At 56.5% G+C, this 14,386-nt stretch carries 13 protein-coding genes and 1 pseudogene; 4 read left to right on the top strand and 10 right to left on the bottom strand.

What is annotated here, in order from left to right; translation table 11 throughout:
* Positions 1-226 precede the first annotated feature (226 nt).
* A complete protein-coding gene (locus tag JMY24_RS04235) occupies positions 227-658 on the top strand; it encodes a hypothetical protein (RefSeq protein WP_128595360.1) in 432 nt (143 codons plus the stop codon).
* Positions 659-807: 149 nt separating this feature from the next.
* On the opposite strand, the gene JMY24_RS04230 is transcribed toward JMY24_RS04235, so the two are convergent.
* Positions 808-2,133 (bottom strand): hypothetical protein, encoded by a 1,326-nt coding sequence (locus tag JMY24_RS04230; RefSeq protein ID WP_201701428.1) that lies wholly within the window; start codon positions 2,131-2,133, stop codon positions 808-810.
* A gap of 476 nt (positions 2,134-2,609) precedes the next feature.
* On the opposite strand from JMY24_RS04230, the pseudogene JMY24_RS04225 reads away from it, so the two are divergent.
* Positions 2,610-3,296 (top strand): annotated as a pseudogene (locus tag JMY24_RS04225) (IS5 family transposase).
* A gap of 398 nt (positions 3,297-3,694) precedes the next feature.
* Here JMY24_RS04225 and JMY24_RS04220 read toward each other — a convergent pair.
* Together JMY24_RS04220 and JMY24_RS04215 are read right to left on the bottom strand one after the other, a co-directional pair.
* Positions 3,695-4,459, bottom strand: a complete 765-nt coding sequence (locus tag JMY24_RS04220) for a hypothetical protein (RefSeq protein WP_128595362.1) — start codon at positions 4,457-4,459, stop codon at positions 3,695-3,697.
* Positions 4,460-5,714: 1,255 nt separating this feature from the next.
* The gene (locus JMY24_RS04215; RefSeq protein WP_128595363.1) at positions 5,715-6,482 is read right to left on the bottom strand and encodes a hypothetical protein; all 768 of its coding nucleotides are present in this window, start codon (positions 6,480-6,482) and stop codon (positions 5,715-5,717) included.
* A gap of 1,159 nt (positions 6,483-7,641) precedes the next feature.
* Between JMY24_RS04215 and drt5 the strand changes: the two genes are divergently transcribed.
* Positions 7,642-9,123, top strand: coding sequence for an antiviral reverse transcriptase Drt5 (drt5, locus tag JMY24_RS04210; protein ID WP_201701427.1), 1,482 nt, complete (start codon positions 7,642-7,644; stop codon positions 9,121-9,123).
* Between the two features lie 605 nt (positions 9,124-9,728).
* On the opposite strand, the gene JMY24_RS04205 is transcribed toward drt5, so the two are convergent.
* Together JMY24_RS04205 and JMY24_RS04200 are read right to left on the bottom strand one after the other, a co-directional pair.
* Positions 9,729-10,061, bottom strand: coding sequence for a hypothetical protein (locus JMY24_RS04205; protein ID WP_193425111.1), 333 nt, complete (start codon positions 10,059-10,061; stop codon positions 9,729-9,731).
* 117 nt (positions 10,062-10,178) lie between these two features.
* On the bottom strand, positions 10,179-10,622 hold the full coding sequence (locus JMY24_RS04200) for a hypothetical protein (RefSeq protein ID WP_128595364.1): 444 nt from the start codon (positions 10,620-10,622) through the stop codon (positions 10,179-10,181).
* 74 nt (positions 10,623-10,696) lie between these two features.
* On the opposite strand from JMY24_RS04200, the gene JMY24_RS04195 reads away from it, so the two are divergent.
* Positions 10,697-10,906 carry a hypothetical protein gene (locus JMY24_RS04195; protein ID WP_128595365.1) on the top strand — a complete coding sequence of 70 codons (210 nt, stop codon included), beginning with the start codon at positions 10,697-10,699 and terminating at the stop codon, positions 10,904-10,906.
* 126 nt (positions 10,907-11,032) lie between these two features.
* Here the strand turns inward: JMY24_RS04195 and JMY24_RS04190 are convergent, their stop codons facing one another.
* The 5 genes from JMY24_RS04190 to JMY24_RS04170 form a co-directional block, all read right to left on the bottom strand.
* The gene (locus tag JMY24_RS04190; RefSeq protein ID WP_128595366.1) at positions 11,033-11,809 is read right to left on the bottom strand and encodes an energy transducer TonB; all 777 of its coding nucleotides are present in this window, start codon (positions 11,807-11,809) and stop codon (positions 11,033-11,035) included.
* Between the two features lie 179 nt (positions 11,810-11,988).
* Positions 11,989-12,501, bottom strand: coding sequence for a hypothetical protein (locus tag JMY24_RS04185; protein WP_128595367.1), 513 nt, complete (start codon positions 12,499-12,501; stop codon positions 11,989-11,991).
* A gap of 58 nt (positions 12,502-12,559) precedes the next feature.
* Positions 12,560-13,552 carry a hypothetical protein gene (locus tag JMY24_RS04180; protein ID WP_128595368.1) on the bottom strand — a complete coding sequence of 331 codons (993 nt, stop codon included), beginning with the start codon at positions 13,550-13,552 and terminating at the stop codon, positions 12,560-12,562.
* A 70-nt stretch (positions 13,553-13,622) separates the two neighbouring features.
* The gene (locus JMY24_RS04175; protein WP_128595369.1) at positions 13,623-13,817 is read right to left on the bottom strand and encodes a hypothetical protein; all 195 of its coding nucleotides are present in this window, start codon (positions 13,815-13,817) and stop codon (positions 13,623-13,625) included.
* Positions 13,818-13,938: 121 nt separating this feature from the next.
* Positions 13,939-14,319, bottom strand: coding sequence for a hypothetical protein (locus JMY24_RS04170; protein ID WP_201701426.1), 381 nt, complete (start codon positions 14,317-14,319; stop codon positions 13,939-13,941).
* Between the last annotated feature and the right edge of the window lie 67 nt (positions 14,320-14,386).

The following is a 14,386-nucleotide window of genomic DNA, read 5'->3' as shown; positions in this document are numbered from 1 at the left end:
CTGCGGCGGCGAAATAAACCTGCACATAAAGCGCGTGCGTAACGGTGAGCACACGACACGCGGCACATGCGGGGCCACGCCGAAATTTCCGCCCCCACCGAAGGCCGCTATAACCTGGCCCGTCCCTCGCATCGTTGGAACCGACGGCAAGCCGGTCAGCCCGGTCTGGCGCGCACACGAAAATAACGTGACGATCTAATCGAACCAGCACCCACCGAGACGCAGCATGAACACCATCCACCTGCACGACAAACGCCAGCACCGCGCATTTAAGAGCTTGAATCAAGAGCTTTTCTGCCCGCATACGATCAACTGGCTCCTCTGTGAGGGCCTGAAGTATCGCGGCGAGCACGACCACATCAACCGCTTCGCGCTCGCAATCGCTGGCTTCATGTTCAACGAGCAGAGCCCGCTGCGAGGCCAGGCAATAAACTCACCGGGCACGTTCGTACGCTTAACCGCCATCGAACGCGCGGGCAGCAACGAGCGCGGGAAAGCCGCATGGAGGGTGTATGCGATTGCGGCAATACCGTCGTTATCGGCGTTCATTCGAAGAGTCACGCTGCTCAACGTCTCTGACCCGCAATCGCCATTCGAACCCGCGCGACGTCAACGACGGCTCACGGGATATCAGCGGTCGTCCGGGCCTACATTTTAGCCGCCAAAATGCTGGTCTTTTCGATCGGCCGGCGATAGCGAAAGCGGCCGTTGAAGACTTAGTCACCTGTCTTCCTCTTTTAGGAAAACCACGACTTACGGCCGAGTTTGAAATCAACCGGCGAACCGGCGAGTCTTTTAGAAGGCGCACTACATACTAGCGACAAACGTTGCAATTGCTCCTGCCGCACTGAGAACTGTCGGGGCAATGTCCTTCACTGCGCCCGCAGCTTCCTTGAGGCCTTCAACGGTGATGCCTAAAAAACCCTTATTGGGATTTGCCTTCGAGACTTCGGCTGCGACAAGTTCAGTCATCTGTGCCACTCGCTCCGTGTCCTCCGGACGTTTGTCGCCAGCCTCACTCAACGCCACTCGAAGCTCTTCCACTAGGCCTACAAACTCTTTCTTTCGATCATCGCCCAAGGTAGGTGCCTGCTTAACTATCTGCGTGACGTTGTCGAGTTTCGACTTGATGTTCACCGGCCCCACGACGCCGGAAACGCTTATGTTGTCCTTTGACATATCTACTACTCCAAGATGATTTGCAACGATGTTGATAATATCCCCTCGAACGCGCTCAGAATAATTTCCACTCCCACCACTTTTTTGAATTAATGCGGCGCGATATCGGAGCACCTTTTCCTGCTCCTTTAACTCAAGATAGTCCTGTTGAAAAATTCCGATTTCTTCATTCAATCTTTCGCACAAGCCTTCCATGTCGTCAATGGAGACAATCTTTGGCTGATATTCTTTTGGAACTTTCTTGTAAAACGCGTAATTAGGGTTTTGCGAAAAAATGACGCTTGGAGTTAATGTCGAGCGAGCCGCGCCTAGCAAGTACGTCTCAGAAGGCGAGAGGTTTTCAGCAAACGACAGACAAAGAGACGAGCGGGCGACCAACGATTCATATGGCTTGGCGTATGAAAGACAATCTTCCGTCGCTGGAGCCACTATTGTGTTGTAACGCAATAGCCCCAGCGCCCTTTCGATCTTATGCCGCTGAACCTCAGAGAGTGTAGACGCTCCAATGAACAAGCAACTCCGCTGTCCGATACCGGATTCGAAGGTAGGCGGTGGCTCGGAACCAATGTAGCCTTTTAGCGTCTGGAGAGCATGTCGATGATTCCGCACCTCCCGGAGGTAATGGCTACGAGAAAATCGCTGCTGGAGTAGACTATCTGATACCGTATTGCTCGGCAACACGTCTTCAACAAATACAAGTGCCGGCTTCTTCGCCCGAATGCAGAGGGCTAACTCATACAAAATGTAATCAGATGGCTCCGGGTCTCGATATGGCAACACAGCAATCAGGCCATCCGTGCTTCGGAGGTGGCGTTCCGGCTTCGCCGAATTTAGCTTATCAGAAGGGGGATCGAGGCTCGGTATCAGACCTTCGCTCAGCATAAGCTCTTGAAAGAACTCGTTGATGTCGTTCTCAGAAGGGCGGTAACTATGTGAGTAATAGATTACGAGCATCGGTCACCTTCGCATTCGCAAGTCATCCACGCGAAACTTTGCGAGTGAGTGATCCATCAATACCTAACGCATCCCATCGCAACGTGTCACATGTCGAATAATCGTTGACTGAAAAAACAATAAACAATTCAAATTCGCGGCATTCCCTTCGGTCAGATTACAGCTACCGGTTTGTTAGATTTCCGCGCATATGCAACCACGTGCGCAGTGCCCCCTACCACCTTCCGCCCTTTTCCCGTCCCAGACTGCATCAGTAACTCAGAATGTTCGACGAGACGTTGGCCCGCGTAAAAAACGCTTCCTCGCAAGGCAACCCGAACGATAACGTTTCGACAGTTACAGCTTGAACTAAAAGAGGCGTTGTTGCACAAATCGGGCCGCTGCGCGTCGAGTTGACGTTTACGCGCAACGGTCGGGATGACTGTGCTGTTAACTTCACGTCTAACTGCGTAGATTCTCGACTTTTGCCCGCGAAGATGCACAAGGACGAACACAAGGCGAGCGAGCCCAAAGGGGTGTACCGCGTCAGGAACGGGCCTGAATACAACACGGGTTTGATCGCGAGAGGCAACGTGACCCTGTGAATTGATGAGGGCGTACTGACGCAGGCACCCGAGGCTGGCTCGCCCAGACGCGGCCGACTTCGCGTCTATAGTGACGCGGTGATCGAGATGCTGCTCGGGCTCAAGCAGGTTTATCGTTTGCCCCTGCGAGCGCTTCAGGGTTTCGCTCAAAGCCTGTGTAAGTTCGCCTTCGCTGATCTGCCGGTACCCAATTACACGACGCTGTGCTGCCGCGGGCAGGAGTTGAACATGGTCCTGCCCGCGCTGCGCAGCGGTAAGCCGCTGCATTTGGTCGTCGACAGCGCGGGGCTGAAGCTCTACGGCGAGGGCGAATGGAAAGTCCGCAAGCACGGCCATTCGAAGCGGCGCACCCGGCGCAAGGTGCATCTGGCGATGGACGCCAACACCGATCAGGTCTGCGTGGCGCTGATGACGCATCGGGACTTGGTTGAGATCCTGATGTACCGGCTCAAGACACTCACGGCCCATAGCCTGTGGGAACACTGTACCGGTCCGCAAGCCACCGATGTGTCGATCCGCGTAGGCGTGCTCAACCGCATGACGACGCTCGCTCGCCCGCAGTGCGTTCCCATCGCCTAAATGACCGATCACCGGAGTCCCTTTGTCTTCAATTCGATTTATGCAACAACGCCACTAAAAGATGGCGGTAGAGCAGGAGATCGACTTCCTGTGCGTCAATCCATATTTTTTGCATGGAATCAGCACACGCGCAAGTTATTTCCCGTTTTCAATACACTTTGCGCAAATAGCTGATCCGCCCCCGCGGCGAGCGACGACAAACCAGTGATCGGCGAATACCGACCTATGAACTCCGGCATTTCCGCTTGAATGTACGGAAGCGCTGAAGGCGGAAGGTTGTGGTGCCCGGTCACTCCCAGATTCACAGTCACCTCAACCCTACCGTATGGCGATATTGCAGGGAGGATGACACGTTTTTCTTCGCTGTGGAAGCAAGGGACGACAGCGGCCAGTGCCCGCTACAGTTGCGTATCCGGATTGTCGATGGACGCAGCGATCTGCTTTGCGATTGCGATTGCTGTCGGAACGACGGACTTAAGAGAATTGGCAGCTTCGACTAGACCGGACGCCTTTATGTTTAGTGCAGATTGACGAGGCTTTTGTCTAGAAAACTCTTCCGCAAGATCCGACGCTTGTTCGGCCACCAGTTCCGCATCTGACAATTGCGCCGCTGGGGCACCCGCAAGTGCAACTCGGAGTTCTTCCAAGAGCGAGACAATTTTTTCCTTGCTTCCTTCCTTCATGCCGTCTGCGGTTTGCACCGCTTGGACTGCGTGATTGAGGTGGCTCAGGATGTTTACTGGGCCTGTAACGTTCGAGATGTTCAAGTGATAATTCGTAGCCAAGATTCGCTCTGCTGAGGTTGCAGTGGCGGTGTAGCTCCGGGCCAGCATTTCGTCAAGCCAGAGATGAAGGCTGCAGTAGGTCCATTCATAACCAGCCGCAGTAGTCCCAAAAAGGCCGCCATCCGGCTCAGGACGTATTTGCCGATATTCCTTTTTGTACTCGGCCCAGGTACGAAACGGAACTTCACACGTCAAAAACACAGATTGGGTTCTGCCTTCAAGGATTTCAATCGCCTTCAGGGATATCGGCGGGGGCTCTCGCTCTTCGACTTTCCCCTCAGCGGCGACATACCGCTTCATGAACGAGGCGTATTCGAAGGCCTGTCGCTGAAGCCGCTCGATCGCGGTCCTAAGATCGATAAGATCGGAATGTGGCATGGGACTCTCCGGTACCCAACTTAAAATCGGGAAAAATTTTGGCCCATCCCTGCAAACTGCTTGGCCTGTCTTGGAGCAGAAAGTTCAGCAAACTGCTGCCATCCGTTGATGGCAAATAACGTACTTCAGCTACGTCATAGAAACCGCGAAAGGAACACAGATCCCGTGGCCGCTCCGGTTCCTGCTTCGATACCTCCCGAACTACTCGAACAGGTCCCATGTGACATATATGATAGTCACGAGGGCTGCGGACGTGGCGGCAATAATCCACAAGCAGCCGTTGTGCTTCCGAAATGCGCGGTGCAGAGATCTTGCGACCGATCAGCAGCAGGCCGCGACTGTAGACGGTAGTCTATATGCCTCCCTGAGCCGCCGGCGACGCTCCGAATATGGTCGCCCGGAATCATCGGATCGGGCCACGGCAACTTAACTTCAAGGCCTAGACGAAGGTGAGCCGCGTTTGCTGGTCGTATGATTTATCCAGCGTGGTTGCGCCTAAGTAGGCACGATAGTCGCAACAGGTTGACAACGACTTCGCCGTGTCTAGGTCACGATTGCGTACCGTTTCTTCCAGCCGCGCCTTAAAGTTCGTTGTTGATGCGAACTTGGCTGCTCTGGCGAGAGGCCGCTCTGGCTGACATGCCGCGCGGAGGGCATGTGCAGCGAAGGACCGTTATCAGGGAGTGATCCACGCTCGAATGCCAATGCAACGCCGCAAGCGACTGACCGTTCGTGGGCAGCCATAAGACAGATCTCTTGATATCGCTATGCGCTCGAATACACTGCGTCACCCGGCAGACCCTCTTTACAGACGCTGATTTCCGGAGCGCTCGCCCGAACGGCGCCGAGATATGGTAATCCCCTGGAACTGACGACAGAGGCGGACCCATGGCAAACCCGAACAGGCAGCGCGGGCCACGTAATCGCCGTTACTCTCAACGGCACTTACGATACGGACGTATTTATCCGGCGACCGGATGGCAGCGGCGAACATCCGACGAAGATCAGCTGACGCCATTCTTTTCCGAGGGCATGACAGAAGGAGAAGCACTTGAGCGCGCCTTGGAATTCGTCGTAATCGGCGTGCGCTGCTCCGCTTAATCGGGCAACACCTGCCCCTTCGTTTCCTCGGGGTAGGTCTGAGCGGTCCAATACAGGCAAATCGCCGGTTTTGCGGAGCCCGGAAGGTGGTGGCGAAACAAACACTATCCCCTTGCAGTGTCGGGCCGTCAGAGCGTTGGACGCCCTCTCCTGCTTAGTGAACATCGATAATCTCCGTTTCCCAGCCGTTACCCAGCCGCATCCCTTCCGCCGCGTCAGCCACTTCGACCACCTGGCGCACGTCTTCCTTCACAAGCAGCACCGTCACGCGTGCCGGCATGGGACCCTTAGGCTTCCCGGCGAACTCCGACAGCGACAGCCGTACGCGTTCAAGCTCGGCCTCCATCTCCGCGTCTTGAACGTTTCGCAGCGCCTGGACGATCCGCATCACAGCCAGCGCAGCACCAGCGCCGCCCTCTGTGCCGACCTTCTTCATGGCGGCATAGACCTGCGAGCGAGCCGCCTTCGTCTCATGCACGTGACGTGCATTGATGGCCTTCTGGCGAGCAAGAATCGCGGCCTTCACGAAGTCCTCTCGCTCGGCGGCATCGAGACCTTCAGGGATGGTCGGATCGTCGGCGTAGGACGGCGCAGGGGTTTGGGCGGCAGCCGGCGGCACGAAGACATCGGCCGCGACGCGCGACGGCGCAGTGGACGGCTCGGGTGCGTACACGTAGGGCGCGCGGGTCGCTGGGTGTACGGGATTTCCTGTAACTTTTGAATCTGACGGCGCAGCGTTGCCATGCACCTGCACAGGGACACCGATACCCTTCTGCCAGCCCCGCTCCTTTGCCTTTCTTGCGACTAAATTCTTGCTGCAATCAAGGAGTTGGGCGATTTTCCCAAGTCCGAGACCCGGCTCGGTTTCGTAGCGCTCCCGGGCTCCAGCCCACGCCTCGTCGGTGATTTTCTGCGCGGTCATAACGGGCCTGCGATTCGTTCGAATAGACCAATCATCGCGTCCCGACCGGGCGGCGTACACCTTTCGTACACAGCCGTACACACCACCTCACGTATAGGAGAACCGGCCGAACCTGAAAAGTGCACACGGCTACTAGAGCGCGCCACCTCACACGAAAGTCGATCGCGATAACGTGCATCGCTCGGCGGACGCATTTCGACGCGTTTGAGCCAGTCAGCATCGGCGCCGATCTGCTGTCTTGCCGATATGAGAGATTCCCTCGCAGCGCTGCAATCGCTCACTAGTATCAATACGTTTCGTGCAGTGGGATGGCGCGGTCTGGTAGCTCGTTGGGCTCGTAACCCGAAGGTCGTACGTTCAAACCTACCCCCGCAAGTAAGCAGCCCAAGGCTTACAGCCGATTTCGTGCGTCTCCGGAAATCATCCTGTGTCGAGCATAGGACCTTCTCAGGACAATCGCCGCGAACTTTAGCCGAATTTGTCGAAACATCGAACCCGCCCCGAGCCGGTCTTTTGTTGTCCGTTGATCGAGCGCAGGCTAGCGACATGATGCCGATCATGTAGCAGCACTACTTCCACGTCCTGAACTGCTCCACTGCCTTTAGCCTAACTAATGATGCGAGAGCGGCCCGAGGCTCGCGTCTCCATGCCCGCCGATCTCGCTTCGCGCTCTCGTGTTTCGATAATGTCCCCGAGCACTGAACTGATATCGTTCGGCCTGGTTCGGAGCTTCGGGCTTAAGAAGGTGAACGCCGCCGCGCGCCCCGATGTCTTCCGACCCGTTGTCATGCCGCCGTCCGCCATCGCGCGCGAAACGCCGACAGACGCGCACGCAATGACGATAGACGATTCTGCAGGCGCTACGCCCTTAACTCCTCGACTTACTCCAAATTGGAACGGCAGGGCACACGCCTGTTGATATACGCGTGGGTCGCAAGGCGCTCATAACGGCCATAGCGCGTGAGCATGGGAGCGGCGAATTACGGTTGAGCAAAAAGCGACCCGCGCGGCGGCAAAACTCTAATTCGGCGTTACAAATGGCAAACGTTCTAGTAGAGTGAGAAAACTGCTTACCGGGGGGTTTTGCGGGGGTCGTCCGAAGATGAACGGCTTGCGCATCATCCAAAATGCATAGCTACATGAGCGCGATTCATTCTATATGTCAACAGTTGAATTCTTCAAGGCGGATTTCCCTGCCACTCTGTTTCCGCTGAAAACTAACTGGTACATGGTGGATAAGCACAGCGCTGAGATTGATAAGTACATCTATCAGAAAGTCTTGGACGAAACGAATGAGGCGGACAATTTTCTACCGCAACAACGGGTGTACGCAACGAAGCCACGCGGGCATCTAAGGCGAACGGTGAAGCTAGATCCCGTCGCCGAATATTTCATCTACGACCTCACGTTCCGGAATCGCGCAATCTTTCGGGGCGAAGTAAGCACCACGAGGCGAAGCTTCGGTTATAAATTTGCGAAGGGCTCGCAAGTTCTCGTTCATACAGCGTATCGGGCATACAAGGCATCCGTAGCGGATGGGGAAAAGGAATACAAGCACAAAATCCAGTTTGATATAGCCTCCTATTTCAATAGTATTTACCATCATGATTTAATGAATTGGTTTGCCGGAAAGGCGGCCGTCTCCGATGCCGACGCGCAGGCATTCGGAAAATATTTTAGGGAAATCAATGCTGGTCGAAGCGTAGATTTTTTGCCACAAGGCATCTATCCCTGCAAGATGCTTGGGAACGAGTTTTTAAAATACATCGATCTGACAGGGTTTTTGAAATCGTCGCTGATTGTCCGTTTTATGGATGACTTCAATCTCTTTGATGATGACCCTTCCGTATTGCAACAAGATTTCATTCGCATCCAACAATTGCTAGGCCAAAATGGATTAAATATAAATCCCTCCAAGACGTTCGTTGATAAATCGTTGGAGGATGTTCAAGACACGCTCTCCGAGGTTCAGAAGTCCTTGGTTGCGATCGTGTACGAGTACTACCATATCGAAACCGCTTCGGGGGTTGAGCTAATCGAGGTTGAGGAAGAAGTTAAGAAGAACTTAAGTCCAGAGCAAATTGACGCGTTGCTTGCCTTGCTGAAAGACGAAACACTCGAAGAGTCCGACGCCGAACGCATACTGATCTTTTTGCGGTCGCACAGTGACAGCGTGCTTGAGCACATTCCGATGCTTTTGGCACGATTCCCCAATCTTATGAAACATATTCATGCGATTTGCGAGACGATTAGCGAAAAAAAGGAATTGGCATCGGCGATTATGAAATTTCTAAATGATAATTCGTTCTTTTTGGAATTTCAGTTGTTTTGGTTAGCCACCATCGTAGAAGATTTTTTGATGGGAGTCGGCATCTATGGGGAAATTTTACTAAAACTCTACGAACTTTCGGCTGATTTTAAAATAGCGCGCGCGAAAGTTCTGGAGATTCCGGAGCAAGGATTTGGCTTTAAAGAAATTCGCGGCGAATTTCTCAAGACCGGTCAGTCTGATTGGCTTTCTTGGGCGTCTGCGATTGGCACACATTCGTTGAAACCTGCAGAGCGCAACTACGCACTCACGTATTTTTCAAAAGGTTCGACAATGAATTATCTGATATCCGAGTGCGCGAGGAAGATATAGATAGCTCTGGCCCGCTCCGCACGGCTCTGTTCACGCCAGGGTCAAATTACCGAAACGCGTCGAGTCCCAGCCCCGTTACTGTCGCGCAAGCGTCGCTTTATAGCCGATTTTTGGCACGTCTGCGCCACCGACTTTGGACCATGGCAGGCGATTTAATACACGAGATCTTTCCCGCGCGGACGCTCGCAACCGGCTGAAAGGCGGAAAGCGCGCAACCGGCGCGACTCGGCGCGGGCGCTTACACAGAACTTGCTTCCTGTGGGCAGTCGGACAGACTTACCCGGAAGCCGGAACTATGCGTGCATGGCAGCCGCGATCGGATCGCGGCGTAGCGCTGACGCAGCATGCTCTCAGTGCTTATGCTCGTGACCGATTTGCTCGTGGGTTACCCTTGTTCTGTTTTGAGTCGCGCGCTTTTCGGGGCTCGCGAGACAGCGACAATGCCGTGCAGCACGATATACACTCGGCCGCCCGTGGCCTCTGCCAGGCACTGCGCAGCAGAGACCGCTACGGCATGAATCAGGCTAGCCGTTGGAACTCGCGCCCGCTCCAACGCGCGGATTTCCTCAATCAGGTCATGGGGAAGCATTGGACCTCGCTGCTGTTTAGCGAAGCGGATGCGCGCGGAACCCCGGGCGCGGCGTCGTGTGATATGGCGCGTACTCCTGAAGCTGACTCATGATCGACCAGGTGCTGCTGTAGGCCGCATGCAGGCGCGGATCGGCGACCGACGATTTGAAATTCGGATAGTCCAGCCTCATTATCTGCTCCGCGAGCGCGGCGGCGACCTCCTCGCGAGCGATTCCCGCTCTGTATAGGTAGTCTCTGCCTACCGACTGCGTGACCTTGGCGTCTGGGAAAACTGCTTCAATATCGCCCTGACGGCGTGCGCGCACGAGAAGCGTGCCAGGTTCGTCGGATGCGTCAACAATGCTCAAAAACGATTCAGAAAGGCAAATCCACATGAGAAACCTCGGGGTGTGTTTGTCCCCGGCGATGCATCGAAGGCTCGCCGCCAGACGCGAAAATTAGATAGGTGTCGGGGAGATCGGCGCTTACGCGCCCAAATCGTCTAGGACCGACATCGCGAGGTTGATCCCGAGTTGAGCCAGTTCGGCGACGTCGGTATCGCCAAGCTCCACGATCCCAAGAAACAGATTTTTCGCGGTGCGGTGCGCGGAAGCCGCGCGCGAAAGGCAATCAACGACGCCGATCACGTCGCCAGAGTTCGCGTGCTCACGGCACTCGGTCGACGCATCGCCGAGTGTTCGGCAACCCAAACGCGCTAGGTCAACGACGTCGTCGCCCGCTGCCGCAAGCGGTTCAATTCTGGAGAACAGCGTCGCCAGTACTCCCAAGGCCGTCATGGCCGTACGCAAGGTGCTATCGGGATTTCCAAGCAGGAAACGCTGAAGGATTGAATTTTGATTGAGGGATTGCGCTGCGTTCATTGCTTGCTCCGGGTTTTTCGTGTTGTGTGCTGCGATGGAACGGATCATAGACTTTCGTAGCTACACAATACAAGCCTTTTTCAAAATATTTGTAGCTACGTAACCTCGTGTATCATCGCGGCATGACTACGAAATCCAAACGCCTAGAGGACGTGGACCGGAAGATTGGGCGTCCGACGATCAATCCGGATGGCGAGGCCATGACGCCGCGCCAAGTGCGCATGGATGACGCCCGCTGGGAGAAGTGCCGCAGGCTCGGCGGCGCAGGATGGATTCGAGACCGCATTGACGAGGCGAACGATCCAGCAGAACCGCCCAAGCGCCGCAAGTAAGCGCGTAGATCGGCGTATTCTCCACGAACAAACGACAAAGCCCGCACTATCGCGGGCTTTTCCTTTTGGTGCGCTCGGCGTCACTGCGGTGGCCGGGCGGTACTCGCATGCCCATCGAAAGAGCAGTCAGCCCGCCGGCCGCAGCGTAATCGCGAACGCAGCGGGCGCGCGGCCATCCGAATCGGTCGGCATAGGGTCCGCACTCTGGACGGCCTTGAGCGCGGCAGCGTCCCATTGCGGGTTACCGCTGCCGCGCTGGACCGTCGCGGAAAGCACAGTGCCGCTCGGCGCGCAGTGGATCGCGATCTTGGTCTCAAGACCCGACGAGGGTCCGTCCCATTCGATGTACGGGCGAACGCGACGGCGCGCCCTATCAGCATACGTCTCCGAAGACTGCATGCCGCTAATCCCAGGGGCCGATGCAGCGTCGGCGGACGAAGCCGATGCAGGTTCGCTCGCTGCCACGCCAAGCGTCGGAGCGCTCGTGCTGTCAGGCACCGGCGCGGGCGCGGCGTCGGCGGTCGCCGTGGCTTGACCGGCGGCGACATCAACCTGCGAGGTGTGATGCAATGCGCCAGTGATCACCATCAGCGCCGCGACAGTGATGCCGCACACGAGGAGAGCCTTCCTGTTCGATGGCGTCCGGGCGGGGCGCTCGAACGCCACTTCAAGGTTGTGGTGCTCTGCTTCGCGAGGCGTGGTCGGACCGGTCATCGGCGCGACGGGCTTGCCCACCCGGACCGTCCCGCCCTGCCCCGGCTTGAACTGGTGGCCACACGCGAGGCACGTGATGCGGATGCTTGCGCTTCCGAAGATGCCACCCCTCCACCAGTTATAGCCGCGCATGCCGGAATGAAGTTGCGTGCCATAGCACTTCGGGCAGCAAATCTTGGTTTCGTTCATGATGTTTTCTTTTTCCGGCCGGTCTTTTTCATGGTCTGCGCCGTTGGCACTAGAGAGTTGTATTTGATGATCCTATGTGTCGCGGACAGAATAGTCTCATGGCATTTACAGAAAGACCGGTCTCCCCGGGCTTTTTATTTCTTGATGCGCTCGGCTTCAATGCCACCCGTTGGCGGCCCCTATTGCAAGGTCTTCGGCGCGGCCACGAACACACTGCCGCGCGCCTCGGCAGCCAGCAGGGCCTGCAGTTCATCGCGGGAAACCCTCGCCACCTCCAGGCAGTAGTGGACATTCGGGTCGCTGCAGAACACCCGCAACTGAAGCAGCGGGCCGACCCTCTCGGCTGCGGGCTCGACACCTGCCTCGACCAACGGAACAAGCGTGGTCGTCGGCATGAAGTCTTTCGCGCGGGCCGGGTCCGCTCCCAGGAGCACCAAGCGGGTTTCAAGCGCCATGATCGGGCTCACCTCATTCGACAGGCTGTCGAAAATAGCCACCCACGCGAACAGAAACTCGACCAACTCGATGCGGCGCACAGTGGCGATCAGTTCCGCCTCAGCATCGCCCGCATCACGGCAGCGGTCCTCATTGGCGAGTGCGCCGGCAAGATCGGCAAACCACTTCTGCGATAGCTGGCGGATGCACTCTACCTGCTCGTCGGTCGTTGCCATCGGCATTTTTTGGTCTGTCATAACACTAATTCTCGTTAGTTGATCGCGGCCCGGGGAAGTCCGATCTGCGGAGCAGCGGTTAGAACGGAATCGAATCGTCCATTTCTTCGAGGCGCGGAAGCTTCGTGGGAACGAGCTTCAGGGGCTGCGGCGCGACATTCTTAGAGGGTGCGTGTGCGGGCCCGAAAAACGGCACTTCGGATGCCTGCGCATACAGCTCAGTGACGCCATTCAGATACGAGCGGGCCAGTGCAGCCAGGCCGCGATGATACTTGTGCTGCATCCACGGCGCGCGGGTGAACGCGCGGTAGCGCGGGCAGGCGTGGTCAACCTTCGACAGGCCGTGCTTCGCCTTCCAGACCTTCGAGAATTCGATTGCGAGGTCGTGCCATTCCTTCGCATATTTTTCGTGTTCGTGAGCGGCGACCACAAAGTTCAAAATCGCGGCTTCGAGCGTGCGGCCCGGAACATGCTCATCGAACAACCCGCCCGGCTCGCCCAGCGGGTTGAGCGCATAGTGCGCGTTCGCCGCCAGAATGCGCTGATACTTCGCGGCCATTTCCGCATCAACAATGGCGAAGTCCTCTTCGCCCATGCAGTCGCGATAGAGGCCGTACGGCGTGCCGCTCACGTTCTCATACTCGCGCTCCTCCGCAAGAAACGAACGGCCGACATGATGGCGGTAAAACGCCATCGCGTTCGGCATGAACTCGGCGGGGATGGTTTCCTTTGCAACGCTTTCAATGAGCGCTATGTCGGTCGTCACAACGCACAAGTCCTCGCCTACATAGGCAAGCGTCTTGCCTTCGGCCAGCAAGCGCGGCGCGTCCTTCTCGTTCGTGAGGAGTGCGGCAGCGCCAATGCCAAGGCCACCAATCTCCACGATGCGCTTATACAGCTTCGAGCGTCCAACAGTCTTGAACGAATGAAGTTCGTAATGCATGACCGGGATAGATGCCGGATCGAACACCGGCAGCGTCGGATCGAACGTCTTCGGCGTGGCCTTCGTCACGGGGGCATTCTTTGCTGCAGCCTTCTTCGTTGCTTTTGCTGCGGGTTGTTTCTTTGCCATGTCGATCATCCTTACCTTTCAGTAGTACTACGTGTTTGATTGTGTTGCCGATCACTCGGCGGTGTACTGCTTAGGCTTGCTTGCTCTTCGAAACAAACTCGACAAGCGCGGCGCGGGCCAGTTCCGGCACGCTGCGGCCGTCGCGCTGGCTCAATGCCTTCAGCGAGTCATAGAGCGGCGTCGGCACTTTCAGATTTAAACGTTCTTGCTGCACTTCGATTCTCTCCTGTTGAGTGAGTAATGAAATTGTGCCCCACTGCGACACGGCCAAATCACCCAGAAGCCACCTGAGACACACGGGAGCCCGCCACACGGGGCGAGACGGGCGACCAGGTGGTGTTCGTCAATCACGAATGAGCTTCGTCGGTCTGCATACGGTTGATCAGTTAAAACACTTCCCCCGCGTCCTGCGCCCCGCCGTCGCGATACTTCACTTCGCCCTCGCGCAACATCGCAGCGAGCGTGTCCTGCACGGCCTTGTGTGCCCATAGCGCGGGGAACATGCTAGGCAGATACTTGAGCAATATCGGGTCACCGGAACCGACCGTGTTGACCTCGTTGACGGCCCCGTGCTGCTCGCCAAGCGACGTGGCGGCGCGGTAGCTCTTAGGCGCACGGCCGGGCTTCGAACTGGCACGCCACCGGACCTCAGTCATACCGGAGGAATGAAGCACCTTGTTCGCGGCAACGGCCGACAAGGGGATGGAATTCGTGTTGAGCACTTCGGTCAGGCTCACCGGCTGCTCGTTTTTGTTCGTGTCGCTCATGTTTATCTCGCTTATGTACGTTTCGATCAGGAGGCTTTAGAGAGGCTGGCGGACCCTGGCCGATGCA

The sequence above is a fragment of the Paraburkholderia kirstenboschensis genome, from assembly GCF_904848585.1.
Taxonomy (GTDB): domain Bacteria; phylum Pseudomonadota; class Gammaproteobacteria; order Burkholderiales; family Burkholderiaceae; genus Paraburkholderia; species Paraburkholderia kirstenboschensis.
This window is presented reverse-complemented; position numbering and strand designations above follow the sequence as displayed.